General features: G+C 70.4%; 24 protein-coding genes and 1 tRNA gene. 21 read left to right on the forward strand and 4 right to left on the reverse strand.

Translation table 11 applies throughout. The annotated features are described in order from the left end of the window. Positions 1-33 precede the first annotated feature (33 nt). From hisS to AACH10_RS09950, 12 genes are all read left to right on the forward strand, one after another. On the forward strand, positions 34-1,389 hold the full coding sequence (gene hisS / locus AACH10_RS09895; RefSeq protein WP_341410223.1) for a histidine--tRNA ligase: 1,356 nt from the start codon (positions 34-36) through the stop codon (positions 1,387-1,389). Between the two features lie 81 nt (positions 1,390-1,470). Beyond that, a complete protein-coding gene (locus AACH10_RS09900) occupies positions 1,471-2,151 on the forward strand; it encodes a YfgM family protein (protein ID WP_341410224.1) in 681 nt (226 codons plus the stop codon). Beyond that, positions 2,151-3,269 (forward strand): outer membrane protein assembly factor BamB, encoded by a 1,119-nt coding sequence (bamB, locus tag AACH10_RS09905; RefSeq protein ID WP_341410225.1) that lies wholly within the window; start codon positions 2,151-2,153, stop codon positions 3,267-3,269. The genes AACH10_RS09900 and bamB overlap by 1 nt, the downstream gene beginning before the upstream one ends. An 18-nt stretch (positions 3,270-3,287) precedes the next feature. After that, on the forward strand, positions 3,288-4,622 hold the full coding sequence (der, locus tag AACH10_RS09910; RefSeq protein ID WP_341410226.1) for a ribosome biogenesis GTPase Der: 1,335 nt from the start codon (positions 3,288-3,290) through the stop codon (positions 4,620-4,622). 98 nt (positions 4,623-4,720) lie between these two features. After that, positions 4,721-4,963, forward strand: a complete 243-nt coding sequence (hfq, locus tag AACH10_RS09915) for an RNA chaperone Hfq (RefSeq protein WP_341410227.1) — start codon at positions 4,721-4,723, stop codon at positions 4,961-4,963. A 41-nt stretch (positions 4,964-5,004) separates the two neighbouring features. After that, positions 5,005-6,270 (forward strand): GTPase HflX, encoded by a 1,266-nt coding sequence (gene hflX / locus AACH10_RS09920; protein WP_341410228.1) that lies wholly within the window; start codon positions 5,005-5,007, stop codon positions 6,268-6,270. A gap of 143 nt (positions 6,271-6,413) precedes the next feature. Continuing rightward, positions 6,414-7,631: an FtsH protease activity modulator HflK gene (gene hflK, locus AACH10_RS09925; RefSeq protein ID WP_341410229.1), complete on the forward strand. Its 1,218-nt coding sequence runs from the start codon at positions 6,414-6,416 to the stop codon at positions 7,629-7,631. Between the two features lie 24 nt (positions 7,632-7,655). Beyond that, positions 7,656-8,570: a protease modulator HflC gene (gene hflC, locus AACH10_RS09930; protein ID WP_341410230.1), complete on the forward strand. Its 915-nt coding sequence runs from the start codon at positions 7,656-7,658 to the stop codon at positions 8,568-8,570. A gap of 28 nt (positions 8,571-8,598) precedes the next feature. Then, positions 8,599-8,784, forward strand: coding sequence for a DUF2065 domain-containing protein (locus AACH10_RS09935; RefSeq protein WP_341410231.1), 186 nt, complete (start codon positions 8,599-8,601; stop codon positions 8,782-8,784). Between the two features lie 95 nt (positions 8,785-8,879). Beyond that, positions 8,880-10,055 carry an ATP phosphoribosyltransferase regulatory subunit gene (locus AACH10_RS09940; RefSeq protein WP_341410232.1) on the forward strand — a complete coding sequence of 392 codons (1,176 nt, stop codon included), beginning with the start codon at positions 8,880-8,882 and terminating at the stop codon, positions 10,053-10,055. A gap of 47 nt (positions 10,056-10,102) precedes the next feature. Further along, positions 10,103-11,443 (forward strand): adenylosuccinate synthase, encoded by a 1,341-nt coding sequence (locus AACH10_RS09945; protein WP_341410233.1) that lies wholly within the window; start codon positions 10,103-10,105, stop codon positions 11,441-11,443. A 53-nt stretch (positions 11,444-11,496) separates the two neighbouring features. After that, positions 11,497-12,018, forward strand: coding sequence for a phosphoribosyltransferase (locus AACH10_RS09950; protein ID WP_341410234.1), 522 nt, complete (start codon positions 11,497-11,499; stop codon positions 12,016-12,018). A 178-nt stretch (positions 12,019-12,196) separates the two neighbouring features. Here AACH10_RS09950 and AACH10_RS09955 read toward each other — a convergent pair. After that, positions 12,197-12,281 (reverse strand) — tRNA-Leu (locus tag AACH10_RS09955). A gap of 84 nt (positions 12,282-12,365) precedes the next feature. On the opposite strand from AACH10_RS09955, the gene rnr reads away from it, so the two are divergent. Further along, positions 12,366-14,642: a ribonuclease R gene (rnr, locus tag AACH10_RS09960; RefSeq protein ID WP_423228587.1), complete on the forward strand. Its 2,277-nt coding sequence runs from the start codon at positions 12,366-12,368 to the stop codon at positions 14,640-14,642. A 39-nt stretch (positions 14,643-14,681) separates the two neighbouring features. On the opposite strand, the gene AACH10_RS09965 is transcribed toward rnr, so the two are convergent. The 3 genes from AACH10_RS09965 to AACH10_RS09975 form a co-directional block, all read right to left on the reverse strand. Then, positions 14,682-16,208 (reverse strand): NAD(P)H-hydrate dehydratase, encoded by a 1,527-nt coding sequence (locus tag AACH10_RS09965; protein ID WP_341410236.1) that lies wholly within the window; start codon positions 16,206-16,208, stop codon positions 14,682-14,684. A 96-nt stretch (positions 16,209-16,304) separates the two neighbouring features. Continuing rightward, complete coding sequence (locus AACH10_RS09970) at positions 16,305-17,579, reverse strand: D-amino acid dehydrogenase (RefSeq protein WP_341410237.1); 1,275 nt, start codon at positions 17,577-17,579, stop codon at positions 16,305-16,307. 5 nt (positions 17,580-17,584) lie between these two features. After that, entirely contained in the window at positions 17,585-18,988 is a 1,404-nt protein-coding gene (locus AACH10_RS09975) for an amidase (RefSeq protein WP_341410238.1), read from the reverse strand. A gap of 191 nt (positions 18,989-19,179) precedes the next feature. Here AACH10_RS09975 and rpsB point away from each other — a divergent pair, with 191 nt between their 5' ends. The 8 genes from rpsB (at position 19,180) to rseP (ending at position 26,547) form a co-directional block, all read left to right on the forward strand. Then, entirely contained in the window at positions 19,180-19,926 is a 747-nt protein-coding gene (gene rpsB, locus AACH10_RS09980) for a 30S ribosomal protein S2 (RefSeq protein WP_341410239.1), read from the forward strand. Between the two features lie 142 nt (positions 19,927-20,068). Beyond that, entirely contained in the window at positions 20,069-20,965 is an 897-nt protein-coding gene (tsf, locus tag AACH10_RS09985; protein ID WP_341410240.1) for a translation elongation factor Ts, read from the forward strand. Positions 20,966-21,080: 115 nt separating this feature from the next. Beyond that, positions 21,081-21,791: a UMP kinase gene (gene pyrH, locus AACH10_RS09990; protein WP_341410241.1), complete on the forward strand. Its 711-nt coding sequence runs from the start codon at positions 21,081-21,083 to the stop codon at positions 21,789-21,791. Between the two features lie 16 nt (positions 21,792-21,807). Beyond that, positions 21,808-22,368, forward strand: coding sequence for a ribosome recycling factor (gene frr / locus AACH10_RS09995; protein WP_341410242.1), 561 nt, complete (start codon positions 21,808-21,810; stop codon positions 22,366-22,368). 13 nt (positions 22,369-22,381) lie between these two features. Continuing rightward, positions 22,382-23,095, forward strand: coding sequence for a polyprenyl diphosphate synthase (gene uppS, locus AACH10_RS10000; protein ID WP_341410243.1), 714 nt, complete (start codon positions 22,382-22,384; stop codon positions 23,093-23,095). A 13-nt stretch (positions 23,096-23,108) separates the two neighbouring features. Further along, positions 23,109-23,942, forward strand: a complete 834-nt coding sequence (locus AACH10_RS10005; protein WP_341410244.1) for a phosphatidate cytidylyltransferase — start codon at positions 23,109-23,111, stop codon at positions 23,940-23,942. A gap of 35 nt (positions 23,943-23,977) precedes the next feature. Next, the gene (gene ispC, locus AACH10_RS10010; protein ID WP_341410245.1) at positions 23,978-25,174 is read left to right on the forward strand and encodes a 1-deoxy-D-xylulose-5-phosphate reductoisomerase; all 1,197 of its coding nucleotides are present in this window, start codon (positions 23,978-23,980) and stop codon (positions 25,172-25,174) included. Continuing rightward, positions 25,171-26,547 carry an RIP metalloprotease RseP gene (gene rseP / locus AACH10_RS10015; RefSeq protein WP_341410246.1) on the forward strand — a complete coding sequence of 459 codons (1,377 nt, stop codon included), beginning with the start codon at positions 25,171-25,173 and terminating at the stop codon, positions 26,545-26,547. Before ispC ends, rseP begins: the two co-directional genes overlap by 4 nt. Positions 26,548-26,555 lie beyond the last annotated feature (8 nt).

Below are 26,555 nucleotides of genomic sequence, written 5' to 3' on the forward strand. Positions count from 1 at the left end.
CGCCCACCTTTCCCGATACCCTTTCGAGTTGTCATGTCCGACAAAGTGCTTGCCGTCAAAGGCATGAACGACATCCTGCCGGCCGGCGTGCCGCGCAAGGAAAAGCTGCCCGATTCCGCGCTGTGGCGCTGGTTCGAGACCACCGTGGCCCAGGTGCTGGCCCGCCACGGCTACCAGTACCTGATGACGCCCATCGTCGAGCCCACGCCGCTGTTCGTGCGCGGCATCGGTGAGGCCACCGACATCGTCGAGAAGGAGATGTACTCCTGGACCGACACGATGAACGGCGACAAGCTCACGCTGCGCCCCGAGATCACCGCCGGCATCGTGCGCGCGATGGTCGAACACAACGCGCTGTACAACGGCCCGCTGCGGGTGTGGGGCATCGGCCCGGTGTTCCGGCATGAGCGGCCGCAGAAGGGCCGCTACCGCCAGTTCCACCAGCTCGACGTCGAGGCCCTGGGCTTCGCCGGGCCGGACGTGGATGCCGAGCTGATCCTGATGGTGCGCCAGCTGTGGCAGGCGCTGGGCCTGAAGGTGGGCAACGAGCCAGGCGCCCATGTGCGCCTGGAGCTCAACAGCCTGGGCCAGCCGGCCGAGCGCGCCGCGCACCGCGCCGCGCTGATCGCCTACTTCGAGGCCCATGCCGAGCAGCTGGACGAGGACGCGAAGCGCCGCCTGCACACCAACCCGCTGCGCATCCTCGACACCAAGAACCCGGCCATGCAGGCCCTGGTGGAGGCCGCGCCCAAGCTGCAGGAGCACCTGGGCGACGAGAGCCGCGCCCACCTGGCGGCCGTGTGCGCCGTGCTGGACGCCGCAGGCCTGCCGTACCGCATCAACCCGCGCCTGGTGCGCGGGCTGGACTACTACAACCTCACCGTCTTCGAGTGGATCACCGACCACCTGGGCTCGCAGGGCACGGTGTGCGGCGGCGGCCGCTACGACGGCCTGTTCGAGCAGCTGGGCGGCAAGCCCACGCCGGCCATCGGCTTCGGGCTGGGCATCGAGCGCCTGCTGCTGCTGCTGCAGGAACTGGGCGTGCCGGTGCCAGGCAGCGGCCCCGACGCCTATGCCGTGATCCCCGATGCCGCGGCGCTGCCGCAGGCCCTGGTGGCGCTGGATGCGCTGCGCGCGGCCGGCGTGTCGGTGCAGATGCACGCCGGCGGTGGCTCGTTCAAGAGCCAGTTCAAGAAGGCCGATGCCAGCGGCGCGCGCTTCGCGCTGGTGTTCGGCGGGGACGAGCTGGCGCAGGGCATGGTCGCCGTCAAGCCGCTGCGCCAGGTGGCCGATGGGCCTGGCCAGGCCCAGGCCGCGGGGCAGGGCGGGCAAACGCTGCGGCCGCTGGCCGACGTGGCCGCCTGGGCCGCCGAACTGCGCATCGCATAATCCCGGGCTTCGGGCCCGCGTCGCGCGGGCCCGCCCTCATCCGCCCGCGCTGGCGGAACACCTCCGAGAACACCACGCCCCATGGCCACCGCACTCGACCTGCAGGAGCAGGAACAACTCGACGAACTCAAGGCCTTCTGGAAGAAGTACGGCAACCCGATCACCTGGCTGATCACGGTGGTGCTGATGGCCTTCGCTGCCTGGAACGGCTGGAACTGGTACCAGCGCGACCAGGGCGCCAAGGCCGCCGCGATGTTCGATGCCCTCGACCAGGCGGCCGTGGCCGGTGACGCCGACAAGGCCGGCCGCGTCTTCAACGACCTGAAGGAGCGCTACCCGCGCACCGTGATGGCGCAGCAGGGCGGCCTGCTGGCGGCCAAGCTGCAGGCCGAGAAGGGCCAGACCGACGCCGCCAAGGCCACGCTGGGCTGGGTGGCCGAGAACGGCAGCGAGGACGAGTACCGCGCCATCGCCGGGCTGGCCCTGGCCGGCGTGCTGCTGGACGCCAAGCAACCCGACGTCGCGCTGAAGGCACTGGACGCCGTGAAGGCGCCCACCTTCGCCGGCCTGGTGGCCGACCGCCGTGGTGATGCGCTGCTGGCGCTGAACAAGCCCGCCGAGGCCAAGGCCGCCTACCAGGCGGCCTGGAAGGCGATCGACGAGAAGATCGACTACCGCCGCCTGGTCGAGGCCAAGCTCACCGCGCTGGGCGCCGCCCCCGTGGCCCCGGCTGCCGACGCCGCTTCCGGAGCCGCCAAGTGATGCGCCGCCTCCACCTCCTCGCCGCCCCGCTGGCCTGCGTGGCCGCGCTGCTGGCCGGCTGTGCGGCCGACAAGCCCAAGCCCGCCGCGCTGGACGCCGTGGCGCCGCAGATCGCCGGCCGCCAGGTGTGGCAGGCGCGGCTGGATTCGGTGCAGTTCCCGCTGGGCGTGGTGGTGCGCAACGGCCAGTTCATCGTGGCCGGCACCGACGGCACCGTGCTGGCGCTCGACGCCGCCAGCGGCCGCGAGGCCTGGCGCGGCTCGGCCGGCAACAAGATTTCGGCCGGCGTGGGCAGCGATGGCCGCCACGCGGCGGTCGTCACGCGCGACAACGAGCTGGTGGTGCTCGACCAGGGCGCCAAGGGCTGGAGCAAGGCCCTGGCTTCGCGCGTCGTCACCGCGCCGCTGGTGGCCGGTGGCCGCGTGTTCGTGATGGGCGTCGACCGCGTGGTGCACGCCTTCGACCTGCAGGACGGCGCCCGGCTCTGGTCGGCCACGCGTCCGGGCGAGGCGCTGACGCTGGCCCAGCCCGGCCTGCTGACGGCCTACAAGGACACCCTGGTGGCCGGCATCGGCGCGGTGCTGGTCGGCATCGATCCCACCAAGGGCAGCGTGCGCTGGGAGCTGCCGCTCACCTCGCCGCGCGGTACCAACGAGGTCGAACGCCTGAACGACCTGCTGGGGCCGGTGGTGCGCGTCGGTGACGTGGTGTGCGCCCGTGCCTTCCAGACCGCCGTGGGCTGCGCCGACCTGGCCAAGCGCAGCGTGCGCTGGAGCCGCAATGCCGGCGGCCTGAATGCCGTGGGCGGCGACGCCGAGTTCGTGTTCGGTGCCGACGGCTCCGACCGCATCAGCGCCTGGCGCGCCGCCAACGGCGACCTGGCCTGGACCAACGAGCGGCTGCTCTACCGCAGCCTCAGCGCGCCGCTGTCCACCGGCAATGCGGTGATCTTCGGCGACCTGGAAGGCCAGGTGCACTTCCTGTCGCGCGCCGAAGGCAAGCTGGTGCTGCGCCTGCCCACCGACGGTTCGCCGGTGGTGGCAGCGCCGGCGCTGGCGGGCAACACCGTGCTGGTGGTCACCCGCAACGGCGGCCTCTTCGCCTTCCGTCCCGAGTAAAACAACAACAAGGTCCCGATGAAACCCGTCATCGCGCTCGTGGGCCGCCCCAATGTGGGCAAGTCCACGCTGTTCAACCGCATGACCAAGAGCCGCGATGCGATCGTGGCCGACTTCGCGGGTCTCACGCGCGACCGCCACTATGGCGACGGCAAGCACGCCGGCCGCAGCTTCATCGTCATCGACACCGGCGGCTTCGAGCCTGAGAAGCCCACCGGCATCGTGGCCAAGATGGCCGAGCAGACCCAGGCGGCGGTGGCCGAGGCCGACGTGGTGATCTTCGTCGTCGATGCCCGCGCCGGCCTGTCGGCGCAGGACCATGACATCGCCCGCTACCTGCGCACCGCCAACAAGCGTGCGCTGCTGGCCGTCAACAAGGCCGAGGGCATGGTCGAGTCGCCTGCGCTGGCCGAGTTCTTCGAGCTCGGCATGGGCGAGGCGCATCCGGTGTCGGCCGCGCACGGCCAGGGCATCCGCAGCCTGCTCGATGCCGCGCTGGACGACTTCCCCGAGGATGAGGAAGACGCGGAGGAGGGCGCCGACGCGCCGATCCGCCTGGCCGTGGCCGGCCGCCCCAACGTGGGCAAGAGCACGCTGATCAACACCTGGCTGGGCGAGGAGCGCCTGGTCGCGTTCGACATGCCGGGCACCACGCGCGACGCGATCAGCGTGCCCTTCGAGCGCAACGGCCGCCGCTTCGAGCTGATCGACACCGCCGGCCTGCGCCGCAAGGGCAAGGTGTTCGAGGCCATCGAGAAGTTCTCGGTGGTCAAGACGCTGCAGGCCATTGCCGACGCGCATGTGGTGGTGCTGCTGCTCGACGCCACGCAGGGCGTCAGCGACCAGGACGCCCACATCGCGGGCTACATCCTCGAGTCGGGCCGCGCCGTGGTGGTGGCGGTGAACAAGTGGGATGCGGTCGACAGCTACCAGCGCCAGATGTTCGAGCGATCGCTCGAGCAGCGCCTGGCCTTCCTGCGCTTTGCCGAGGTGCTGCAGATCTCGGCGCTCAAGCGCCAGGGCCTGACGCCGCTGTGGCGCGCCATCGGCGACGCGCACCGCTCGGCCACCACCAAGATGCCCACGCCGCAGCTCACCCGGCTGCTGCACGAGGCGGTGGAGCACCAGCAGCCCAAGCGTTCCGGCATGTTCCGGCCCAAGCTGCGCTACGCCCACCAGGGCGGCATGAACCCGCCCATCGTCGTGATTCACGGCAATGCGCTGGAGCATGTCACCGAGGCCTACAAGCGCTACCTCGAAGCGCGCTTTCGCGCCCACTTCAAGCTGGTGGGCACGCCGATGCGCATCGAGATGCGCTCGTCGAAGAACCCCTTCGACGCCGACAAGGACTGAGCTGTCGGTCATGGGGGCGGTGGCGGCAGGCCCCTCAGGGCTTTCCCCGATGTGTTAATGTGCCCCTTCCAGAACCCTCTCCAACACGGAGTCATATCGTGAGCAACAAAGGGCAACTCCTACAAGACCCGTTCCTGAACCTGCTGCGCAAGGAGCATGTGCCGGTCTCGATCTACCTCGTCAACGGCATCAAGCTGCAGGGGCACATCGAGTCTTTTGACCAGTACGTCGTCCTCCTGCGCAACACCGTCACGCAGATGGTCTACAAGCACGCCATCTCCACCGTGGTGCCGGGCCGTCCGGTGAACTTCCACGCGGGCGAGCCGGCCAATCCGGCCTGAGTGATCCCTCCCAGCCGCGGCCCAGCGCCCCGCCACACCCATTGAGTTCCGATCCACGGGCCGCCGCGCCCGATGACGACCGCCACGGGCCCGCGCGGGCCGTGCTGGTGGGCGTCGACCTGGGCGACGGCCACAGCTTCGACCCCACCCTCGACGAACTGGCGCTGCTGGCCGAATCGGCCGGTGACGTGACGGTGGCGCGCGTCATCGCGCGACGCCGGGCCCCTGATCCGGCCTATTTCGTCGGCAGCGGCAAGGCCGACGAGATCAAGACCCTGGTGCAGATGCATGGCGCCCATGGCGTCATCTTCGACCAGGCGCTGTCACCGGCCCAGCAGCGCAACCTCGAACGCCACATCGGCGTGGCCGTGTCCGACCGCACGGCGCTGATCCTCGAGATCTTCGCCGCCCGCGCGCAGAGCCACGAGGGCAAGCTGCAGGTGGAGCTGGCGCGGCTGCAGTACATCGCCACGCGCCTGGTGCGCCGCTGGAGCCACCTGGAGCGCCAGCAGGGCGGCATCGGCGGCCGCGGCGGGCCGGGCGAGGCGCAGATCGAGCTGGACCGCCGCATGATCGGCGAGCGCATCAAGCAGGTGAAGGCGCGGCTCGAGAAGGTCAAGCGCCAGCGCGGCACGCAGCGCGGCGCACGCCGCCGCAGCGGCACCTTCCGCGTCTCGCTGGTGGGCTACACCAACGCCGGCAAGAGCACGCTGTTCAATGCGCTGGTCAAGGCGCGCAGCTACGCGGCCGACCAGCTCTTCGCCACGCTGGACACCACCACGCGCAGCCTGTACCTGCAGCAGCTGGGTGCGGCGGTGGCGCTGTCGGACACCGTGGGCTTCATCCGCGACCTGCCGCACAAGCTGGTCGAGGCCTTCGAGGCCACGCTGCAGGAGGCGTCCGATGCCGACCTGCTCTTGCACGTGGTCGACGCGTCCAGCCCGGCGCTGCAGGAGCAGCGCGACGAGGTCGAGCGCGTGCTCGGCGAAATCGGCGCGGCCGACATCCCGCAGATCGTGGTCTTCAACAAGCTCGACCGGCTGGAGGCCGCGCCGCGCGAGTTGCGCGACTGGATCGAACGCCCGGGCGGCGTGCGTGTGCCGCGCATCTTCGTCAGCGCGCGAGAAGGCACGGGGCTCGACGTGCTGCGCGAGGCGATTGCACAAATGGCCGGCGCGGCCGACTTGAATCCAGCGGCTTCGGAACCAGATCCCAGGTTCCGCGTCGAAGCGGCGGAGCCCGGCGAAACCCCGCTGTTTCCCGCGTCGGGCTCCGATTCGCCCACGTTACCATCGGCGTCCTCATGAGCATGCATGCACAAACTTCCGCCTCGCCGCGCGCGGCTGGCGCCCCCGGTGTCCGTGGTCGTCTGAATGCGCTGGCCGGGGCGGCGCGGGCCCTGGCGCGCGGGCTGGCCCGGCGCCGGTCCGCAGCCACCGATCCGCTGCAGATGTCCAACGGCCGCAACGACGGTCCGCCGGACCTCGATGAACTGTGGCGCGACTTCAACCGCAAGCTGTCCGGCCTGTTCAACGGCAAGGGCGGCGGCGATGGCCAGCCGCCGCGGCGTGATCCGCAGGAGCCCGAGGGCGGCCCCTCGTTCCAGCCCGACATGAAGAGCGCCGGCATCGGCGTGGGCCTGATCGCCGCCGTGGTGGCCGTGGTGTGGGCCGGCAGCGGCTTTTTCATTGTGCAGGAAGGCCAGCAGGCCATCATCACCACCTTCGGGCGCTACGCGCAGACGGTGGATGCCGGCTTCCACTGGCGCTTCCCGTTCCCGTTCCAGGCGCATGAGACCGTGGGCGTGACGCAGCTGCGCTCGGTGGAGGTGGGACGCAACAGCGTGGCCCAGACCACCGGCCTGCGCGATTCGTCGATGTTGACGATGGACGAGAACATCGTCGACATCCGCTTCACCGTGCAATACCGGCTGAAGGACGCCAAGGGCTACCTGTTCAACAACCGCGATCCCGACCTGGCGGTCGAGCAGGCCAGCGAATCGGCCGTGCGCGAGATCGTCGGCAAGAGCAAGGTCGACTCGGTGCTGTACGAGCAGCGTGACGCCATCGCCACCGACCTGGCCAAGTCGATCCAGAGCCAGGTCGACCGCCTGGGCGCCGGCATCCTGATCGTCGCCGTCAACGTGCAGAACGTGCAGGTGCCCGAGCAGGTGCAGGCGGCGTTCAACGACGCGGTGAAGGCCGGCGCCGACCGCGACCGCTTCAAGAACGAAGGCCAGGCCTATGCCAGCGACGTGGTGCCCAAGGCCCGCGGCACGGCGGCGCGCCTGAAGGAAGAATCCGAAGGTTATGCCCAGCGCGTGGTGGCCCAGGCCGAGGGCGATGCGCAACGCTTCCGCTCGGTGCTGACCGAGTACCAGAAGGCGCCCGCCGTCACCCGCGACCGCCTCTACATCGACACCATGCAGCAGGTCTACAGCAACGTCACCAAGGTGATGGTGGACAGCCGCAGCGGCTCGAACCTGCTGTACCTGCCGCTGGACAAGCTGTTGCAGCAGCAGGGCACGGCGCCGACCGGCACGGTGCAGGTGGTGCCGCAGCCCGCACCCTCGGCCGCGCAGAACAACGAAACCAGTTCCAGCTCCGGTGCCGCCGCCGATCCGCGTTCGCGCGATGGCAGCCGCAGCCGCGACCGTGATGGCCGCTGAACCGGACCGAGGACGACACTCACCATGAACCGTATCGGACTCTACGTGGCCTCGGCCCTGCTGGTGGTCATGCTGCTGGCCTCCACGCTCTTCGTCGTCGACCAGCGCCAGCTGGCGGTGGTGTATGCGCTGGGCGAGATCAAGGAAGTCATCACCGAGCCGGGCCTGAAGGTCAAGCTGCCGCCACCGTTCCAGAACGTCGTGTTTCTGGACAAGCGCATCCAGACGCTCGACAGCCCCGAGACCCGCCCGATCTTCACCGCCGAGAAGAAGAGCCTGGTGATCGACTGGCTGGTGAAGTGGCGCATCGCCGAGCCGCGCCAGTTCATCCGCAACAACGGCACCGACATCCGCAACCTCGAAGGGCGCCTGAGCCCGGTGGTGCAGGCCTCGTTCAACGAGGAGATCACCCGCCGCACCGTGCGTGGCGTGCTGGCCGCCGAGCGCGACAAGGTGATGCAGGACGTTCGCAAGCGCCTGGAAGACGAGGCCAAGGCCTTCGGCATCGAGATCGTCGACGTGCGCATCAAGCGTGTGGACTTCGTCGCCGACATCACCGACGCCGTCTACAAGCGCATGGAGTCCGAGCGCAAGCAGGTGGCCAATGAGCTGCGCTCGCAAGGCGCCGCCGAGGCCGAGAAGATCCGCGCCGATGCCGACAAGCAGCGCGAGGTGATCATCGCCGAGGCCTACCGCGATGCGCAGAAGATCAAGGGCGATGGCGACGCCAAGGCCAGCGCGCTGTACGCCGACGCGTTCGGCCGCGACCCGTCGTTCGCCAAGTTCTACCGCAGCCTCGAGGCCTACCGCGCCAGCTTCCGCGCCAAGTCGGATGTGATGGTGGTCGATCCGTCGACCGACTTCTTCAAGGCCATGCAGGGCGGTGGCGGCGGCGCTGCGGCGGCGCCGGCACCGGCCCCCGCGCGCGGCAAGCACTGAGCCCCAGGGCCGGTCCGCCACCGTCGCCATGGGCGATCTGCTGCTGGGCGCGCTGGCGCTGATGCTGGTGTTCGAGGGGCTGCTGCCCTTTCTCAGCCCCAACACCTGGCGCGAGGTGTTCGCGCGGGCGCTGTCGCTCAGCGACGGGCAGCTGCGTTTCATGGGGCTGCTCAGCATGCTGGGCGGCCTGCTGTTGCTGAGCTTCTGGCACTGACGCAGCGCTGACGCCACGGCCGGGTGGGCACAAGCTGCCCGACCGGCATGTGCCGCCGGTACAATGCCGTTTTCAACCCCCCCGGGTTTTTTCACATGTCTTCTGCTTGGCTGCTGCCCGAGCACATTGCCGACGTGCTGCCTGCGCAGGCGCGGCGCCTCGAAGAACTGCGTCGCGGCCTGCTGGACATGGCGCGCGGCTACGGTTTCGAACTGGTGATGCCCCCGCTGCTCGAGCACCTCGATTCGCTGCTCAGCGGTACCGGCCACGAGCTCGATCTGCGCACCTTCAAGCTGGTCGACCAGCTCAGCGGCCGCACGCTGGGCGTGCGCGCCGACAGCACGCCCCAGGTGGCCCGCATCGACGCGCACCTGCTCAACCGCGCCGGCGTCACGCGCCTGGCCTATTGCGGCCCGGTGCTGCACACGCGGCCGCAAGGCCCGCTGGCCACGCGTGAGCCACTGCAGTTCGGCGCCGAGATCTACGGCCATGCCGGCCTGGAGGCAGATCTCGAGGTGATGGACTTGGCGCTGGACGGCCTGCGTGCCGCCGGCCTGGGCGATCTGGTCATCGACCTGGCCGACGCGCGCATCGTGCGTGGCGTGCTGGCCGGAGTGGCGCTGGACGCCGCGGTGCTGGGCGAGGTGATCGCCGCGCTGGCGGCCAAGAACAGTGCGGCGCTGCAGGCGCTGGCGGCGCGCTTCCCGGCCGACAGCCGCGCCGGCCTGCTGGCGCTGCCGTCGCTGTACGGTGATGCCGCCACGCTGGCCCGGGCGCGTGAATGCCTGCCGCCGCGGCCCGAGATCCACGCCGCGCTGGATGACCTGGCCTGGCTGGCCAGCCACCTGGCGCGCGTGCACCCCGATGTGCGCGTGGGCTTCGACCTGTCGGACATGGGTGGCTACGGCTACTACTCCGGCGCGCGCTTCGCGGTCTATGCGCCGGGCGTGCCCGACGCCTTGCTGCGCGGTGGCCGCTACGACGAGGTGGGCGCGGTGTTCGGCCGCAACCGCCCGGCGGTGGGGTTTTCCACCGACCTGAAGGTGCTGGTGGCCTGCGCCCCCACGCCGCCGCAGCGCCGCGCCATTCGTGCGCCGTGGAGCGAAGACGCCGGCCTGCGCCAGGCCGTGCGCGAACTGCGCGCCGCCGGCGAAACCGTGGTCTGCATCCTGCCCGGCCATGAGCACGAGGGCCAGGAATTCGACTGCGACCGTGAACTCGTGGCCGAGCGCGGCAGCGCCGGCTCCACCTGGGTGCTGCGCACGCTGTGAGCGTGCGGGGCCGCCCCGAAGATCCAACCTTGATTTCCGAGACAGCAATGCAACAGAACACCGCATCCACGCCCGGCCGCAATGTCGTGGTCGTCGGCACCCAGTGGGGCGACGAAGGCAAGGGCAAGGTCGTCGACTGGCTGACCGACCACGCCCAGGGCGTGGTGCGCTTCCAGGGCGGCCACAACGCCGGCCACACGCTGGTCATCAAGGGCGTGAAGACGGCGCTGCAGCTGATCCCCAGCGGCATCATGCGCGACGGCGTGCCGTGCTACATCGGCAACGGCGTGGTGGTCGACCCGGTGCACCTGCTCGGCGAGATCGAGCGCCTCGAGAAGATCGGCCTGGAGGTGCGCTCGCGCCTGTTCATCAGCGAGAACTGCCCGCTGATCCTGCCCTTCCACGTGGCCGTGGACAAGGCGCGCGAGGCACTGCGCGAGGCCACGCCGGCCGGCAAGATCGGCACCACCGGCAAGGGCATCGGCCCGGCCTATGAAGACAAGGTGGCCCGCCGCGCGCTGCGCCTGCAGGATCTGAAGCATCCCGAGCGCTTCGCCGCCAAGCTGCGCGAACTGCTGGCCCTGCACAACGAGGCGCTGGGCGGCTACCTGAAGAGCGAGACGCTGGAGTTCCAGCCGATCTACGACCAGGCCATGCAGGTGGCCGAGCAGCTCAAGCCCATGCTGGCTGACGTGGGCTACGCGCTGTACAAGGCGCACAAGGCGGGTGCCAACATCCTGTTCGAAGGTGCGCAGGGCACGCTGCTGGACATCGACCACGGCACCTATCCCTTCGTCACCAGCAGCAACTGCGTGGCCGGCAACGCCGCCGCTGGCGCTGGCGTGGGCCCCGACCTGCTGCAGTACATCCTGGGCATCACCAAGGCCTACACCACGCGGGTGGGCGGTGGCCCGTTCCCGACCGAGCTCGACATCGACGCCGTGGGTGGCGTGGGCCACCACCTGTCCACTGTCGGCCAGGAGCGCGGCACGGTCACCGGTCGCGCCCGCCGCTGCGGCTGGCTGGATGCGGCGGCGCTCAAGCGCGCCATCATCATCAACGGCGTCTCGGGCCTGTGCATCACCAAGCTCGACGTGCTGGACAAGCTGCCCGAGATCAAGGTGTGCGTGGGCTACACGCTGCGCGGCCAGGCCATCGACATCCTGCCGCTCGATGCCGACGACATCGCCGCCTGCGAGCCGGTGTGGGAAACCTTCCCCGGCTGGACCGACAGCACCTTCGGCGTGACCGAGTGGGACAAGCTGCCGGCCAACGCCCGCGCCTACCTGCAGCGCGTGGAGCAACTGATCGGCGCGCCGATCGACATGGTGTCCACCGGCCCCGACCGTGATCACACCATCCTGCTGCGCCACCCGTACAAGGGTTGAGCCGCCCGACCGCACGACGCCAAGCCACACCGCAAGCAACACGAGGAGACCGCATGCTCACCGATGACGGCAAGCACCTGTATGTCAGCTGGGACGAGTACCACCTGCTGATCGAGCGCCTGGCGCTGAAGGTGGCGCACTCGGGCTGGGAGTTCGACCAGATCCTGTGCCTGGCCCGTGGCGGCATGCGCCCGGGCGACGTGCTGTCGCGCGTGTTCGACAAGCCGCTGGCCATCATGAGCACCAGCAGCTACCGCGCCGAGGCCGGCACCATCCAGGGCCGGCTGGACATGGCCAAGTACATCACCATGCCCAAGGGCGAGCTGGCCGGCCGCGTGCTGCTGGTCGACGACCTGTCGGACTCGGGCGTGACGCTGAAGGCCGTGGTCGAGCGCCTGCGCGGCGTGCCGGCGATCAGCGAGCTGCGCAGCGCGGTGATCTGGGTGAAGGGCGTCTCGAGCTACATGCCCGATTACCATGTCGAGATGCTGCCCACCAGCCCCTGGATCCACCAGCCGTTCGAAGAGTACGACGACCTGCGTCCCGACGGCCTGGCCAAGAAGCTGGCCATTTGAACGCCCGCGCACCACACCTGCCCAGTACCGATGCCGCCCGCGGCATCGCGGGGCCGGTGTCGGGTGCGGGCGCTGATCGTTCGACGAATCCGAAGCCGCCTTGCGCGGCCACTTTTTTGACGTTTCGAAAGCCCAAAGCAAAACAGCCAGCACTTGCGTGCTGGCTGTCTGCTGGTGTTGGTGCCCAGGAGAGGACTCGAACCTCCACGGAGTTACCCGCTAGTACCTGAAACTAGTGCGTCTACCAATTCCGCCACCTGGGCTTTCAGGTCATCAACTACTGAAGCTAGCAGTATAGCCACCAAAGAATGCAGAACGCAAATAACCATAATTTAAGTACGGCTTTGATGAGTGAAGTGGAGGGCACGGTGCTCGGTCACCGTGATGGCCATGGCTTCCTGCGCCGCGATGACGGCGCACCCGACATCTACCTGGCGCCGCAGGAAATGCGCGCGGTGCTGCACCGCGACCGCATCCGCGTGCGCGTGGTGCGCTACGACCGCAAGGGCCGGCCCGAGGGCCGCATCCTCGAGATCGTCGAGCGGCGCAAGACGCCGATCATCGGCCGCCTGCTGCACGAGAGCGGCGCCTGGCTGGTGGCGCCCGAAGACCGCCGCTACGGCCAGGACATCCTGATCCCCAAGAACGCCACGGCCAATGCCACGGTGGGCCAGGTGGTGGCGGTGGAGTTGACCGAGCCGCCGTCGATGTACTCGCAGCCGGTGGGCCGCGTCACCGAGGTGCTGGGCGAGATCGACGACCCGGGCATGGAGATCGAGATCGCCGTGCGCAAGTACGAGGTGCCGCACCGCTTCGCCGCCGAGACGCTGGCGCAGGCGGCGCAGCTGCCCGACCGCATCCGCCCGGCCGACCGCAAGCAGCGCATCGACCTGAGCGACGTGCCGCTGGTCACCATCGACGGCGAGGACGCCCGCGACTTCGACGACGCCGTGTATTGCGAGCCGCTCAAGCGCGGCCGCGGCAAGACGGCCTTCAACGGCTGGCGCCTGATCGTGGCCATCGCCGACGTCAGCCACTACGTCAAGCCCGGCGAGCCGCTGGACGACGACGCCTACGAGCGCGCCACCTCGGTGTACTTCCCGCGGCGCGTGATCCCGATGCTGCCGGAGAAGCTGTCCAACGGTCTGTGCTCGCTGAACCCCGAGGTCGAGCGCCTGTCGATGGTGTGCGACATGCTGGTCAGCGAGACCGGCGAGATCGAGGCCTACCAGTTCTTCCCGGCGGTGATCTGCTCGCATGCGCGGCTCACCTACACCGAGGTGGCCGCGGTGCTGGCCAACACCAAGGGCGTGGAGGCGCAGCGCCGCAAGGACCTGGTGCCGCACCTGCTGCACCTGCACGAGGTGTACCGCGCGCTGCTGAAGCAGCGCGGCACGCGCGGCGCCATCGACTTCGAGACCACCGAGACGCAGATCGTCTGTGACGACAACGGCCGCATCGAGAAGATCGTGCCGCGCACCCGCAACGATGCGCACCGCCTGATCGAGGAGGCCATGCTGGCCGCCAACGTCTGCGCGGCCGACTTCATCGAACGCCATGCGCACCCGGCGCTGTACCGCGTGCACGAAGGCCCCACACCCGAGAAGCGCGTGTCGCTGCAGGCCTACCTGCGCGGCCTGGGCATCGGCGTGGCGCTGAGCGACGAACCCACGCCGGCCGAGCTGCAAGGCATCGCCCAGGCCACCAAGGACCGGGTGGATGCGGCGCAGATCCACGCCATGCTGCTGCGCGCCATGCAGCAGGCCATCTACACGGCCAGCAATTCGGGCCACTTCGGCCTGGCCTACGAGGCCTACACCCACTTCACCAGCCCGATCCGCCGCTACCCCGACCTGCTGGTGCACCGCGTGATCAAGGCCCTGCTGCTGGGCAAGAAGTACCACCTGGTGACCGGCGAGGTGAAGAACCCGGCGCAGCAGCGCCGCGCACCGCCCAAGGCGGCGGCCAAGCCCCTGGCCAAGACGTCGACCAAGGCCAAGACCCAGGCCAGCGCGCAGGAGATGGAGGTGTGGGAGGCCGCCGGTGCGCATTGCAGCGCCAACGAGCGCCGCGCCGACGAAGCCTCGCGCGATGTGGAAGCCTGGCTCAAGTGCCGCTTCATGCGCGAGCACCTGGGCGAGGAGTACAGCGGCACGGTCAGCGCCGCCACCACCTTCGGCCTGTTCGTCACGCTCGACGAACTGTATGTCGAGGGCCTGGTGCACATCACCGAACTGGGCGGCGAGTACTACCGCTTCGACGAGGTGCGGCAAGAGCTGCGTGGCGAGCGCACCGGCGTGCGCTATGCCGTGGGCACGCGCGTGCGGGTGCAGGTGATCCGCGTGGACCTGGATGCACGCAAGATCGACTTCCGCCTGGTGCGTGAGGGCGAGGAGGGCGGCGAACGCCTGCTGGCCCGCGGCCGCAAGTCCGCACCGGGCAGCGCGGTGGACGAGCTGGAATCGGTGCGCAGCCGCGACCGCGAGGCCAAGGCGGCGCGCGGCAAGGCCGTGAGCGCGCGTCAGGGTGCTGGTGCCAAGGGCACGCCGGGCAAGAAGACCCGCACGGCCAGCGCCAAGACCGCCAAGGCGCCCAAGGCAGCGAAGGGCCGCGCGCGGCGCTGAGGCCGCGCGGGTCGCTCGGCCGCTCGGTCGTCTCGCCGCTCAGCCGGGCATCGGCTGGGCCGCAGCCATTGCGTCGATCAGGTCGGCGGCGCGCAGCGGCAGGTCGGGGTGGCCGCTGGCCAGCTCAGCCGCCCGGCCGTGCAGCCACACGCTGGCCACGGCGGCGGACTTGGCGCCGGCGGTGCCATCGTCGACCGCCTGCGACCAGCCCCCGCCCAGCCAGCCGGCTAGCACATCGCCCGAACCGGCCGTGCCCAGGCGGGCATTGCCGGTGGGGTTGATGGCGGGCGGGCCATCGGCGGTGGCGATCACGCTGCCCGATCCCTTGAGCACCACGGTGCAGCGCAGGCGGGCTGCCAGGCGCTGCGCGCTGGCCACGCGGTCGGCCTGCAACTCGGCGGTGCCGCAGCCCAGCAGCCGGGCGGCTTCCAGCGGATGGGGCGTCAGCACCGTGGGGGCGCTGCGTGCCGCCAGCGCGCGGGCCAGCGCAGCATCGGCGGCGATGGCGTTCAGCGCATCGGCGTCCAGCACCAGGCGCCAGGCATGGGCCAGCACCGTGGGCAGCACCTCGGCCACTGCAGTGCCGCCGCCGCATCCGCACACCACGGTGGCGCGGGCCAGCAGCGCGGGCGCCAGCACATCGGCTGGATGGCGTGGCATCAGTTCGGGCCGGGCGGCGTCCACCGCCAACCCATCGCCGCCAAGCCGTGCCAGGAACACGCGACCGGCGCCGGCCGTGAGCGCGGCGCGTGCGGCCAGCAGCGCAGCGCCGCCCATGCCGGCCGCCCCGCCCAGCACGATCACGTCGCCGAAGCTGCCCTTGTGCTGGGCATGGCGGCGCGGCGTGGCGGCGGGCGGCCCACTCAGCCAGGCGCTGGCCGCCTGGCCGGCGGGGTCGACGCCCAGCGTGTCCAGCCACACCCGGCCGGCCAGATCGCGCCCGGCGCCGGTGAACAGGCCCGGCTTCAGCGACAGCAGCGACAGCGTGTGCGTGGCGCGCACGACGGCGCCGCCGGCCGCGTCCAGAGGCCAGCCAGTGTCGGCGTGCAGGCCGGAGGGCAGGTCGACCGCCAGCACCGGCGCACCCTGGGCGTTCAGCCGCGCGATGGCCTCGGCGATGACGCCCGCCGGCGCGCGCGAGGCCCCCAGGCCCAGCAGCGCGTCAAGGCAGAGGTCGGCGTCCACCTGCGTCGGCAGCGAGGGTTGCATCGGCACGCCCGCGGCCAGGGCCTGGCGGTAGGCATCGGCCGCGTCGTCGAGCAGCCGGGCCGGGTCAGCCAGCAGGCTGACCTGCACCGCATGGCCCCAGTGCTGCAGGTGCAGCGCGGCCACGAGGCCGTCGCCGCCGTTGTTGCCGGGGCCCGCTGCCACCCAGATGCGGCGCGCATGCGGTGCGATGGCCGCCGCCAGCCGCGCCAGCGCCAGGCCGGCGCGCTGCATCAGCGCATGCGGTGGCGTGGCGGCCAGGGCCGCCTGCTCCAGCCGGCGCGAGGCGGCCACATCGTGCAGCGGCCAGGTGCGGGTGCTGGGCAGGATGGGTGTGATCGGCGAGGGCAGGGGGCGCATGGCAGCCGGGCTTGCATCCACAAAAGAGGCGGCTCGATTGTGCGACGCCCCGTTCGCCGCCGGGATGCGCCCGATCAGGCCCGCCCCGGCGCTGCCTCAGCGTCGCAGTCGCCCCACATCCAGGCCTTCGACGTCGATGTCCGGCGTGCGGCCGCCGATCTGGTCGGCCAGCACGCGGGCCGAGCCGCAGCTCAAGGCCCAGCCGCTGGAGCCGTGGCCCAGGTTCAGCCACACGCCCGGCGCGCCGCTGGCGCCCAGCACCGGCGGGCCGTCGGGCAGCATGGGTCGCGCGCCCTTCCACTGCTGCACCTGGGCCAGCTGCGCGCAGCCGGGATACCAGTCGTCCAGCACCTTGTACAGCGTGGCGATGGCGCGCGCGTCATGGCGGTCGAGCCGGCCGCCCAGCTCGGCGCTGCCGGCCACGCGCACGCGCGCGCCCAGTCGGCTGATCGCGACCTTAAAGCGCTCGTCCATCACCGCCGCCTGCGGGCCGAACTCGGGGTGGCCCTCGACGATGCGCAGCGGCGCGGTGATCGAGTAGCCGTGCACCGGCGCCAGCGGCAGCCTCAGGCCCAGCGGGCGCAGCAGCCCGGGCGAGCCGAGCGCGGCGCAGACCACGATGGCGTCGAACGCCTCGGCCTGCACGTCCTGGCTGGCTGCATCACCATGGCGCAGCAGCGGCTGCGTGCCGGGCTCGATGGCCAGCACACTGCGCTGGAAGCGGAACTGCGCGCCCAGGCGCAGGGCCTCGCCGCGCAGCAGGTGGGCGAACTGCCGGCAGTTGCCGACGCCGTCGTCGGGCAGGTGCACGGCGGCGTGCAGCGGGGTGTCGGGGTTCAGGCCGGGCTCGATGGCGCGGGCGCGGGCGGCATCGACCAGATGGAACTTCACGCCCAACTCGGCCAGCAGCTTCAGGCTGCCGCGGTTGCCGGCCAGGTCCTTGGGCGTGCGCAGCAGCACCATGTAGCCCTGGGCCTGTTCGTGCTCGATGTGCAGCTGTTGGCTCAGCGCGCCAAGCCGTGCCTGGCTGTAGCGCGCCAGGCGGTGCATGCGTGCGCGGTTGGACTGCCACACTGGCTGGCTGCAGGCGCGCCACCAGCGCCACATCCAGCGCAGCTGACCCTGGGCCCAGGGCCGGCCCAGGCGCACCGGTGCGTGCGTGCCCATCAGGTGGCGCAGCACCTTGGCGGGCATACCGGGGGCGGCCCACGGCGTGACGTAACCGGGGGCCACGACGCCGGCATTGGCGAAGCTGGTTTCCTCGGCCACGCTGCCGCGGCGCTCGAACACGGTGACGGCATGGCCGTCGGCGGCCAGCTCGAATGCGGTGGTGACGCCGACGATGCCGGCGCCGATGACTGCAACGCGCATCGTGTTCAGAGGTGTCCGTGGAAGGCGGCGGCCAGTGTCGTCTCGATGACCTGGGCCACGCCGAGCACCGTGTCGTCGGCCAGTGCCGGCGCCCACACCATCAGGCCCACCGGCATCTGGCCCGGCGCCTGGCAGGGCAGTGACAGCGCGCAGCCGTCGAGCATGTTCACCACCGACGGGTTGCGCAGCAGCAGCGCATTGATGGCGAAGAAGCGCGGATCGCTGCCGATCAGCGGCGCCAGCGGCGGCGCCACCATCGGCACCGTGGGCGACAGCACGGCGTCGAAGCTGGCCAGTTGCGATTCGACTGTGGCGATCCAGCGCCGGCGCGCGGCGACCAGGTCGAGGTAGTCGGCCGCACTGATGGCCTCACCACGGCGGATGCGCACGGCCACGCGCGGGTCGTACAGGTGCTCGCGCTCGGCCAGGCGGTGGCGGTGCCAGGCCCAGCTCTCGGCCGCCGCGAAGCCGCCCTGGGCCTGCAGGTTGGCCAGTTCGTTCAGCGGGGCCAGCGGCAACTCCTCGATCTGCGCGCCGGCCGCGCGCAACAGGGTCAGCGCCTGCTCGAAGCTGCGTGCCACATCGGCGTCCAGGCCGTCGAGCATCACCGTCTGCACCACGGCCAGGCGCAGCGCGCCCAGCGGCCGGGCCAGCGGGCGCGGCGTGCGCGCGGCCAGGATGCCGTGCACCAGCACCGCGTCGCGCACGCTGCGGGTGATGGCGCAGGCCGTGTCCAGCGTGGTCGACAGCGGCACGGCGCCGTCCAGCGGCACCAGGCGCTGGGTGCTCTTGAAGCCGACCAGGCCCTGCAGCGCGGCCGGGATGCGGATCGAGCCACCGGTGTCGGAGCCCAGCGCCGCCCAGGCCGCGCCGGCGGACACGCTGACGCCACCACCCGAGGTGCTGCCGCCCGGCACGCGCGGCGTGGCGTTCATCACCTGCGTGACCGGATTCACCGGCGTGCCGTGGTGCGGGTTGATGCCCACGCCGGAGAACGCGAACTCGCTGAGGTTGGTGTGACCGACCAGCGCGGCGCCGGCCGCACGCAGCCTTGCCACGGCGGGGCAATCGGCGGCCGCGGGCTCGGTATCGGCCATCACCGCCGAGGCGGCGGTGGTGGGCTGCCCCGCCACATCGAACAGATCCTTGATCGACACCGCCAGGCCGGCCAGCGGGGGCACCGGCGCGCCGGCATCGTGGGCGTGGTCGACCGCCATCGCGGCGGCGCGGGCCTGGGCATCGAAGCGGCGCACGAAGGCGTGCTGGCAGGCCGGTGCATCGGCCGCGGCCAGCGACTGCACCAGCAGCGCCGTGGCCGTGGTTTCGCCGCGCTGGATCAGGCCGGCTGCGGCACTGAGATCCGGACCGCGTCCGGATGCTATAATCTGCGGGTTTATCTGGAAGTCCATCGGTGCCGAGGCGAAAACTTTGGCATCACAGCCGGGCCCCAGATGAACAGTGTGCCGATTCACTGAACTGGATTGGCGCGCAATTCGCGAACCGGCCGTCGAACAGGTGTCGCTCCAGTGGTGTGTTGGCAAGGTGCCACCGCACTGGGCGATTCGGGCCGGATTCTAGACTCAACCTTCGGAGTGTCCCCATGTCCGTCACCATGCGTGAAATGCTGGAAGCCGGTGTCCATTTCGGCCACCAAACCCGCTTCTGGAACCCCAAGATGGCCCCGTTCATTTACGGCCATCGCAACAAGATCCACATCATCAACCTGGAGAAGACGCTTCCGAAGTTCCAGGAAGCGATGGCCTTCGTGCGCCAGCTCTCCGCCCGCCGCGGCACCATCCTGATCATCGGCACCAAGCGCCAGGCGCGTGAAGTGGTGGCGATGGAGGCCGCCCGCTGCGGCATGCCCTTCGTCGACCAGCGCTGGCTCGGCGGCATGCTGACCAACTTCAAGACGGTCAAGGGTTCGCTGAAGAAGCTCAAGGACATGCAGGCCCAGCGCGAAGGCGGTCTGGAAAGCATGACCAAGAAGGAAGGCCTGATGTTCGAGCGCGAGATCGCCAAGCTCGAGAAGGACATCGGCGGCATCCAGGACCTGAGCGCGCTGCCCGACGCCATTTTCTGCATCGACGTGGGCTACCACAAGATCGCCGTGGCCGAGGCCAAGAAGCTGGGCATCCCGGTGATCGGCGTGGTCGACACCAACCACTCGCCCGAAGGCATCGACTACGTGATCCCTGGCAACGACGACTCGGCCAAGGCCGTGGCGCTGTACGCCAAGGCCGTGGCTGACGCCGTGCTGGAAGGCAAGGCCAACGCCGTGAACGACGTCGTGGCCGCTGTGGCCGCCGGCGGCGACGAATTCGTCGAAGTCAGCGAAGAAGCCTGATGCCGCGCCGGCTCCGGCGGTGCCTGGTGCACCGCGGGCCGGCGGCACATGACGAGGGGCTGGTTCAGCCCCTTTTTCACAAGAGATTCCCATTCGGCGCGCACGATGCGGCGCGTCGACACAGCAAACCCGGAGATTCAAGATGCCTGCAATCACCGCCAGCATGGTTGCCGAACTGCGCGCCAAGACCGACGCCCCGATGATGGAGTGCAAGAAGGCGCTCACCGAGGCCGACGGCGACATGGCCCGCGCCGAAGAGATCCTGCGCGTCAAGCTCGGCAACAAGGCCGGCAAGGCCGCCTCGCGCATCACCGCCGAAGGCGTGGTGGCTGCCTCGGTGGCCGGCAACGTCGGCGCGCTGATCGAGATCAACTGCGAGACCGACTTCGTCTCGAAGAACGACTCGTTCCTGGCCTTCGCCAACGCCGCCGCCAAGCTGGTGGCCGAGGCCAATCCGGCCAGCGTCGAGGCGCTGTCGGCCCTGGCCTATGCGCAAGACGGCTTCGGCCCCACGCTGGAAGACGTGCGCAAGGGCCTGATCGGCAAGATCGGCGAGAACATGTCGATCCGCCGCTTCAAGCGCTTCGACGCCGGCAACGCGCTGGCCTACTACCTGCACGGCACCCGCATCGGCGTGGTGGTGGAGTTCGACGGCAGCGACGTCGCCGCCAAGGACGTGGCCATGCACGTGGCCGCCATGAAGCCCGCCGCCCTGTCGTCGGCCGAAGTCTCGGCCGACCTGGTCGAGAAGGAGCGCAAGATCGCCACCGAGAAGGCGGCCGAGAGCGGCAAGCCCGCCGACATCATCGCCAAGATGGTCGAAGGCTCGGTGCAGAAGTTCCTGAAGGAAGTCTCGCTGCTGGACCAGGTCTTCGTGAAGGCCGCCGACGGCAAGCAGACCGTGGCCGCCTACCTGAAGAGCGCCAACACCACCGTCAAGGGCTTCACCCTGTACGTGGTGGGCGAGGGCATCGAGAAGAAGGTGGACGACTTCGCCGCCGAAGTGGCCGCCCAGGTGGCTGCCGCCAAGGGCCAGTAAGCGCCCCCACGGGCCACGCGGTGGCCCGACCCCCGAGGGGCGCCGGCTGCAAGGTCTGCGCCCCTTAAACTTAGCCGCTGTTTCCCACACCCCCAGCCATCACGGAGCCCGCTGCATGCCGGCCTACAAGCGCATTCTTCTCAAGCTCTCTGGCGAGGCCCTGATGGGCGACGACGCCTATGGCATCAACCGTGCCGTGATCATGCGCATGGTGCAGGAGGTGCGCGAGATCACCGACCTTGGCGTCGAGGTGGCGGTGGTGATCGGCGGCGGCAACATCTTCCGCGGCGTGGCCGGCGGTGCCGTGGGCATGGACCGTGCCACGGCCGACTACATGGGCATGCTTGCCACGGTGATGAACTCGCTGGCCCTGGCCGACGCGATGCGCGTCGAGGGCGTCACCGCCCGCGTGATGTCGGCCATCGCCATCGAGCAGGTGGTCGAGAGCTATGTGCGGCCCAAGGCGCTGCAGTACCTCGAGGAGGGCAAGGTGGTGATCTTCGCCGCCGGCACCGGCAACCCCTTCTTCACCACCGACACCGCCGCCGCGCTGCGCGGCGCCGAGATCGGCGCCCAGGTGGTGCTCAAGGCCACCAAGGTCGACGGCGTCTACACCGCCGACCCCAAGAAGGACCCGTCGGCCACGCGCTACGCCAGCGTGAGCTTCGACGAGGCCATCGCCAAGAACCTGCAGGTGCTGGACGCCACCGCCTTTGCGCTGTGCCGCGACCAGAAGCTGCCGATCAAGGTGTTCTCGATCTTCAAGCCCGGCGCGCTCAAGCGCGTGGTGCTGGGCGAGGACGAAGGCACCCTGGTTCACGTCTGACAGGAGTTCGCACACCATGACGATCGCCGACATCAAGAAGAACGCCGAAGCCAAGATGGCCAAGACCATCGAGGCCTTCAAGTCCGAGCTGCAGAAGATCCGCACCGGCCGTGCCCACCCGGGCATCCTGGACCAGGTCAGCGTCGACTACTACGGCTCGCCGGTGCCCATCAGCCAGGTGGCCAACGTCAGCCTGCTCGATGCCCGCACGATCAGCGTGCAGCCCTGGGAAAAGGGCATGGGCGCCAAGATCGAGAAGGCCATCCGCGAGAGCGACCTGGGCCTGAACCCCAGCAGCCAGGGCGACCTGATCCGCGTGCCGATGCCGCCGCTGACCGAAGAGCGCCGCAAGGACCTGACCAAGGTGGTGCGCCATGCCGGCGAGGACGCCAAGGTGGCCGCGCGCAACCTGCGCCGCGACGCCAACGAGCACCTGAAGAAGCTGCTCAAGGACAAGGCCGTGACCGAGGACGACGAGCGCCGCGCGCAGGACGACGTGCAGAAGCTCACCGACAAGACCGTGGCCGAGATCGACAAGCTCGTGCATTCCAAGGAAGCCGAGATCCTCGCGGTCTGACGATCCGGTGTCGATGAGCCGGAACCCCGCCGTGCCGCGCCACGTGGCCATCGTGATGGATGGCAACGGGCGCTGGGCCAAGAAACGCTTCCTGCCCCGCTTCTTCGGCCACAAGGCCGGGGTCGACACGTTGGTCAAGGTGATCGATGCCTGCGCCGAGCGCGGCGTCGAGTACCTCACCGTGTTCGCGTTCTCGTCCGAGAACTGGAAGCGCCCCGAGGACGAGGTGTCGGGCCTGATGGGCCTGGTGCTGGTGGCCGTCACCAAGTACCTGGCCAAGCTGGCCAAGGACGGCGTCAAGATCGTCATCGTTGGCGACCGCGAGGCGGTGAGCGACCGCCTGCGCGCCGCCTGGGCCGAGGCCGAAGAGGCGACCAAGCACAACACCCGCATCACGCTCAGCGTGGCCTTCAACTACGGCGGCCGCTGGGACGTGGTGCAGGCCGCGCGCCAGGCCGTGCGCGACGGGCTGCCGCCCGAGGCCGTCACCGAGCAGGCGCTCAGTGACCGCATGGCCATGCGCCACGCGCCCGATCCCGACCTGTTCATCCGCACCGGCGGCGAGGTGCGCATCAGCAACTTCCTGCTGTGGCAGGTGGCCTACAGCGAGCTGGTGTTCACCGACTGCCTGTGGCCCGACTTCGACGCCGCGCAGCTCGACGCCGCGCTGGCCGATTACGCCGGTCGCGAGCGCCGCTTCGGCGCCGTCTCGCCCGGCGCCACCTGAACCCGGAGCCGCGATGCTGCGCCAGCGCGTGATCACTGCCGTCGTGCTGCTGGCCGTGTTGCTGCCGGCCCTGTTCGCGCCGATGGCCTGGCCGTTTGCGGCGCTCACCTTGCTGATGATCGGCGCGGCGGGCTGGGAATGGTCGCGCCTGAACGGGCGCGCCGGTGCCGTGGCCTTGGCCACCGGCGCCGCGGTGGTGGCCGTGTCGCTGATCCTCGGCCTCAACCCCAGCCTGCCCGAGCAGCGTGGCTTGTGGTGGCCGGCCACGCTGGCCTGGGTGCTGGCGGGCGGCTTCGCGCTGCGCACCGGCCCGGCCGGCTGGCCGCGGCTGCCGGTGGCGCTGCGCTGGGTGATCGGCGTGGCGCTGCTGGCGGTGGGCTGGAACGCCATCGCCGCCGCGCGCGTGATCGGCGTGAACTTCCTGCTGTCGGCCATGGCCCTGGTGTGGGTGGCCGACATCGCGGCCTACTTCGGCGGCCGCGCCTTCGGCAAGCGCAAGCTGGCCCCCAGCATCAGCCCCGGCAAGAGCTGGGAGGGCGTGTTCAGTGGCTGGGCCGGCGTGCTGCTGCTGGCCGCCGCGTGGACCTGGATCGACCGCCACCATGCGCTGGGCTCGGCCAGCCTGTACACCCAGCTGCTGGGCACCTTCGGCCTGCCCGGCCTGGTGCTCGGTTGCCTGGCGCTGGCGGGCCTGAGCGTGGTGGGCGACCTCTTCGAATCGCTGGTCAAGCGCGCCGCCGGCGCCAAGGATTCCAGCGGCCTGCTGCCCGGCCACGGCGGCGTGCTCGACCGCATCGATGCGCTGCTGCCGGTGCTGCCGGCGGCCATGGCGCTGATCAGCCTTTGACCCCGACGCTTCGGCGCCCGAACGGTATCTCTCGCATGCTCGAACGTGTCTGCATCCTCGGCGCCACCGGTTCGGTCGGCACCAGCACGCTGGATGTGATGGCCCTGCATCCGGGCCGCTACGAAGCCTTCGCGCTCACGGCTCAGCACCGTGTGGACGAACTGGCCCAGCTGTGCCGGCGCTGGAAGCCGCGCTTTGCCGTGGTGGGGACTGCGGCGCAGGCCACGCACCTGCGCCAGCTGCTGGCCGCCGACGGCCTGGCCACCGAGGTGCTGCATGGCCCGCAGGCGCTGGCCGATGTGGCCGCGCACCCCGAGGTCGACCGTGTGATGGCCGCCATCGTCGGTGCCGCCGGCCTGCCGGCCTGCATTGCCGCGGCGCGCGCCGGCAAGAAGCTGATGCTGGCCAACAAGGAGGCCCTGGTGGTCGGCGGGCGCCTGTTCATGCAGGCGGTGGCCGAGGGCGGCGCCGAACTGCTGCCCATCGACAGCGAGCACTCGGCCATCTTCCAGTGCCTGCCCGAAGACCGCCGCCAGTGGGCCCAGCGCATCGACCACATCGTGCTCACCGCCTCGGGCGGGCCGTTCCGCACGCGCGATCCGGCCACGCTGCACGCGGTGACGCCCGAGCAGGCCGTGGCGCACCCGAACTGGGTGATGGGCCGCAAGATCTCGGTCGACTCGGCCACCATGATGAACAAGGCGCTCGAGGTCATCGAGGCGCGCTGGCTGTTCGACTTGGGCCCCGACGACATCCGCGTGGTGCTGCACCCGCAGAGCATCATCCACTCGATGGTGGTGTGCCGCGACAACTCGGTGCTGGCCCAGCTGGGCACGCCCGACATGAAGGTGCCGATCGCCGTGGGCCTGGCCTGGCCCGAGCGCATCGTCTCGGGCGCCGACGCACTGGATTTCCTGAAACTGGCTGCGCTGAGTTTCGAGCCGGCCGACGCGGTGCGCTTCCCGGGCCTGCAACTGGCCTATGACGCGCTGCGTGGGCCCGAGGGCAGCACCACGGTGCTGAACGCCGCCAACGAGGTGGCGGTGGCCGCCTTCCTGGACCGCCAGATCCGCTTCACCGACATCCACCGCGTCAACGCCGACACCGTGGCGGCGTTGATTCCGGGCGCGGCCGATGCGGCCTCGCTCGACGACCTGCTGGCGCTGGACCTGCGCGCCCGCAGCCAGGCCCAGGCCCGTGTGCAGTCCCTGTCGGAGGCGCTCACCCGATGATCAGCACCGTGTTCGGATTCCTGCTCACGCTGGGTGTCCTGATCCTGGTGCACGAGTGGGGTCACTACCAGGTGGCGCGCTGGTGCGGCGTGAAGGTGCTGCGCTTCTCGATGGGCTTCGGCCGCGTGATCTGGCGGCGCCAGAAGAGCGCGGACGACACCGAGTTCGTGCTCTCGGCGCTGCCGCTGGGCGGCTATGTGCGCATGCTCGACGAGCGCGAAGGCCCGGTGGCGCCGTCGCTGCTGGGCCAGGCCTTCAACCGCAAGCTGCTGTGGCAGCGCGCGGCCATCGTCGCGGCCGGGCCGCTGACCAACCTGCTGCTGGCCGTGCTGCTGTATGCCGCGGCGCAGTGGATCGGCGTCAAGGAGACCAGGCCGCTGCTGTCGGCCCCGGTGGCGGGCAGCGTGGCCGAGCGCGCCGGCATGCGCGCAGGCGACTGGGTGCAGGCCTGGCAGGACGACGACGGCCAGTGGGTGCCGGTGCAGTCGCTCAACGAACTGCGCTGGCAGGTCACGCAGCACGCGCTGCGCGGCGAGCCACTGGCGCTGGAGGTCAGCGATGCCCATGGGCGTGGCAGGCGCCAGATGCGCCTGGCGCTCGACGAGCTGGGCGTGCGCGACATCGATGCCGCGGTGATGCGGCGCATCGGCCTGGGCCAGGCCTTCAGCGAGCCCATCCTTGGCGAGGTGAAGGCCGGTGGACCGGCGGCGCAGGCCGGCCTGCGCAAGGGCGACCGCGTGCTGATGGTCGACGACCGCCTGCTGACCGATGCGGCCGAACTGTTCGAGCGCATCCGCGCCGCCGGGCAGGGCGCGGGCGACACGGCCCGCAGCATGGTCTGGCGCGTGCAGCGCGATGGCCGCGAACTCACCCTCACCGTCACGCCGCGGCTGGTGCGCGATGGCGAGCGCCGCATCGGCCGCATCGACGCCTACGTGGGCGGCCCGCTGCAGACCGTGCTGGTGCGGCTGGGCCCGCTCGACGGCCTGCACCAGGGCCTGGTGCGCACCGGCGAGGTGGCCTTGCTGTCGCTGCGCATGATCGGCCGCATGCTGATCGGTGAAGCCTCGGTGAAGAACCTCAGCGGACCGCTGACCATCGCCGATGTGGCCGGGCAGTCCATCGAGCGCGGCCTGGCCTACTACCTCGGTTTCCTGGCCATGGTGAGCGTCAGCCTGGGCGTGCTGAACCTGCTGCCGCTGCCCATGCTGGACGGTGGCCACCTGCTATATTTCCTGTTCGAGGGCATGACCGGCCGCCCGGTCTCCGATCAGTGGCTCGCCCGCCTGCAACGCGGCGGCATCGCGATCCTGCTGCTGATGATGTCGGTGGCCCTCTACAACGATGTGGCCCGCCTGGTGGGCCTGCACTGAAAGCGCTG

This window comes from Pseudaquabacterium inlustre, from assembly GCF_038066595.1.
GTDB classification, from domain to species: Bacteria; Pseudomonadota; Gammaproteobacteria; order Burkholderiales; family Burkholderiaceae_C; genus Pseudaquabacterium; species Pseudaquabacterium inlustre.

Excerpts from the sequence above, each read along its gene's own strand:
- hisS (WP_341410223.1), top strand. The coding sequence starts at position 34 with ATGTCCGACAAAGTGCTTGCCGTCAAAGGCATGAACGACATCCTGCCG.
- AACH10_RS09900 (WP_341410224.1), top strand. The coding sequence starts at position 1,471 with ATGGCCACCGCACTCGACCTGCAGGAGCAGGAACAACTCGACGAACTC.
- bamB (WP_341410225.1), top strand. The coding sequence starts at position 2,151 with ATGCGCCGCCTCCACCTCCTCGCCGCCCCGCTGGCCTGCGTGGCCGCG.
- der (WP_341410226.1), top strand. The coding sequence starts at position 3,288 with ATGAAACCCGTCATCGCGCTCGTGGGCCGCCCCAATGTGGGCAAGTCC.
- hflK (WP_341410229.1), top strand. The coding sequence starts at position 6,414 with ATGTCCAACGGCCGCAACGACGGTCCGCCGGACCTCGATGAACTGTGG.
- hflC (WP_341410230.1), top strand. The coding sequence starts at position 7,656 with ATGAACCGTATCGGACTCTACGTGGCCTCGGCCCTGCTGGTGGTCATG.
- AACH10_RS09935 (WP_341410231.1), top strand. The coding sequence starts at position 8,599 with ATGGGCGATCTGCTGCTGGGCGCGCTGGCGCTGATGCTGGTGTTCGAG.
- AACH10_RS09940 (WP_341410232.1), top strand. The coding sequence starts at position 8,880 with ATGTCTTCTGCTTGGCTGCTGCCCGAGCACATTGCCGACGTGCTGCCT.
- AACH10_RS09945 (WP_341410233.1), top strand. The coding sequence starts at position 10,103 with ATGCAACAGAACACCGCATCCACGCCCGGCCGCAATGTCGTGGTCGTC.
- AACH10_RS09950 (WP_341410234.1), top strand. The coding sequence starts at position 11,497 with ATGCTCACCGATGACGGCAAGCACCTGTATGTCAGCTGGGACGAGTAC.
- rnr (WP_423228587.1), top strand. The coding sequence starts at position 12,366 with ATGAGTGAAGTGGAGGGCACGGTGCTCGGTCACCGTGATGGCCATGGC.
- AACH10_RS09965 (WP_341410236.1), bottom strand. The coding sequence starts at position 16,208 with ATGCGCCCCCTGCCCTCGCCGATCACACCCATCCTGCCCAGCACCCGC.
- AACH10_RS09970 (WP_341410237.1), bottom strand. The coding sequence starts at position 17,579 with ATGCGCGTTGCAGTCATCGGCGCCGGCATCGTCGGCGTCACCACCGCA.
- AACH10_RS09975 (WP_341410238.1), bottom strand. The coding sequence starts at position 18,988 with ATGGACTTCCAGATAAACCCGCAGATTATAGCATCCGGACGCGGTCCG.
- rpsB (WP_341410239.1), top strand. The coding sequence starts at position 19,180 with ATGTCCGTCACCATGCGTGAAATGCTGGAAGCCGGTGTCCATTTCGGC.
- tsf (WP_341410240.1), top strand. The coding sequence starts at position 20,069 with ATGCCTGCAATCACCGCCAGCATGGTTGCCGAACTGCGCGCCAAGACC.
- pyrH (WP_341410241.1), top strand. The coding sequence starts at position 21,081 with ATGCCGGCCTACAAGCGCATTCTTCTCAAGCTCTCTGGCGAGGCCCTG.
- frr (WP_341410242.1), top strand. The coding sequence starts at position 21,808 with ATGACGATCGCCGACATCAAGAAGAACGCCGAAGCCAAGATGGCCAAG.
- uppS (WP_341410243.1), top strand. The coding sequence starts at position 22,382 with ATGAGCCGGAACCCCGCCGTGCCGCGCCACGTGGCCATCGTGATGGAT.
- AACH10_RS10005 (WP_341410244.1), top strand. The coding sequence starts at position 23,109 with ATGCTGCGCCAGCGCGTGATCACTGCCGTCGTGCTGCTGGCCGTGTTG.
- ispC (WP_341410245.1), top strand. The coding sequence starts at position 23,978 with ATGCTCGAACGTGTCTGCATCCTCGGCGCCACCGGTTCGGTCGGCACC.
- rseP (WP_341410246.1), top strand. The coding sequence starts at position 25,171 with ATGATCAGCACCGTGTTCGGATTCCTGCTCACGCTGGGTGTCCTGATC.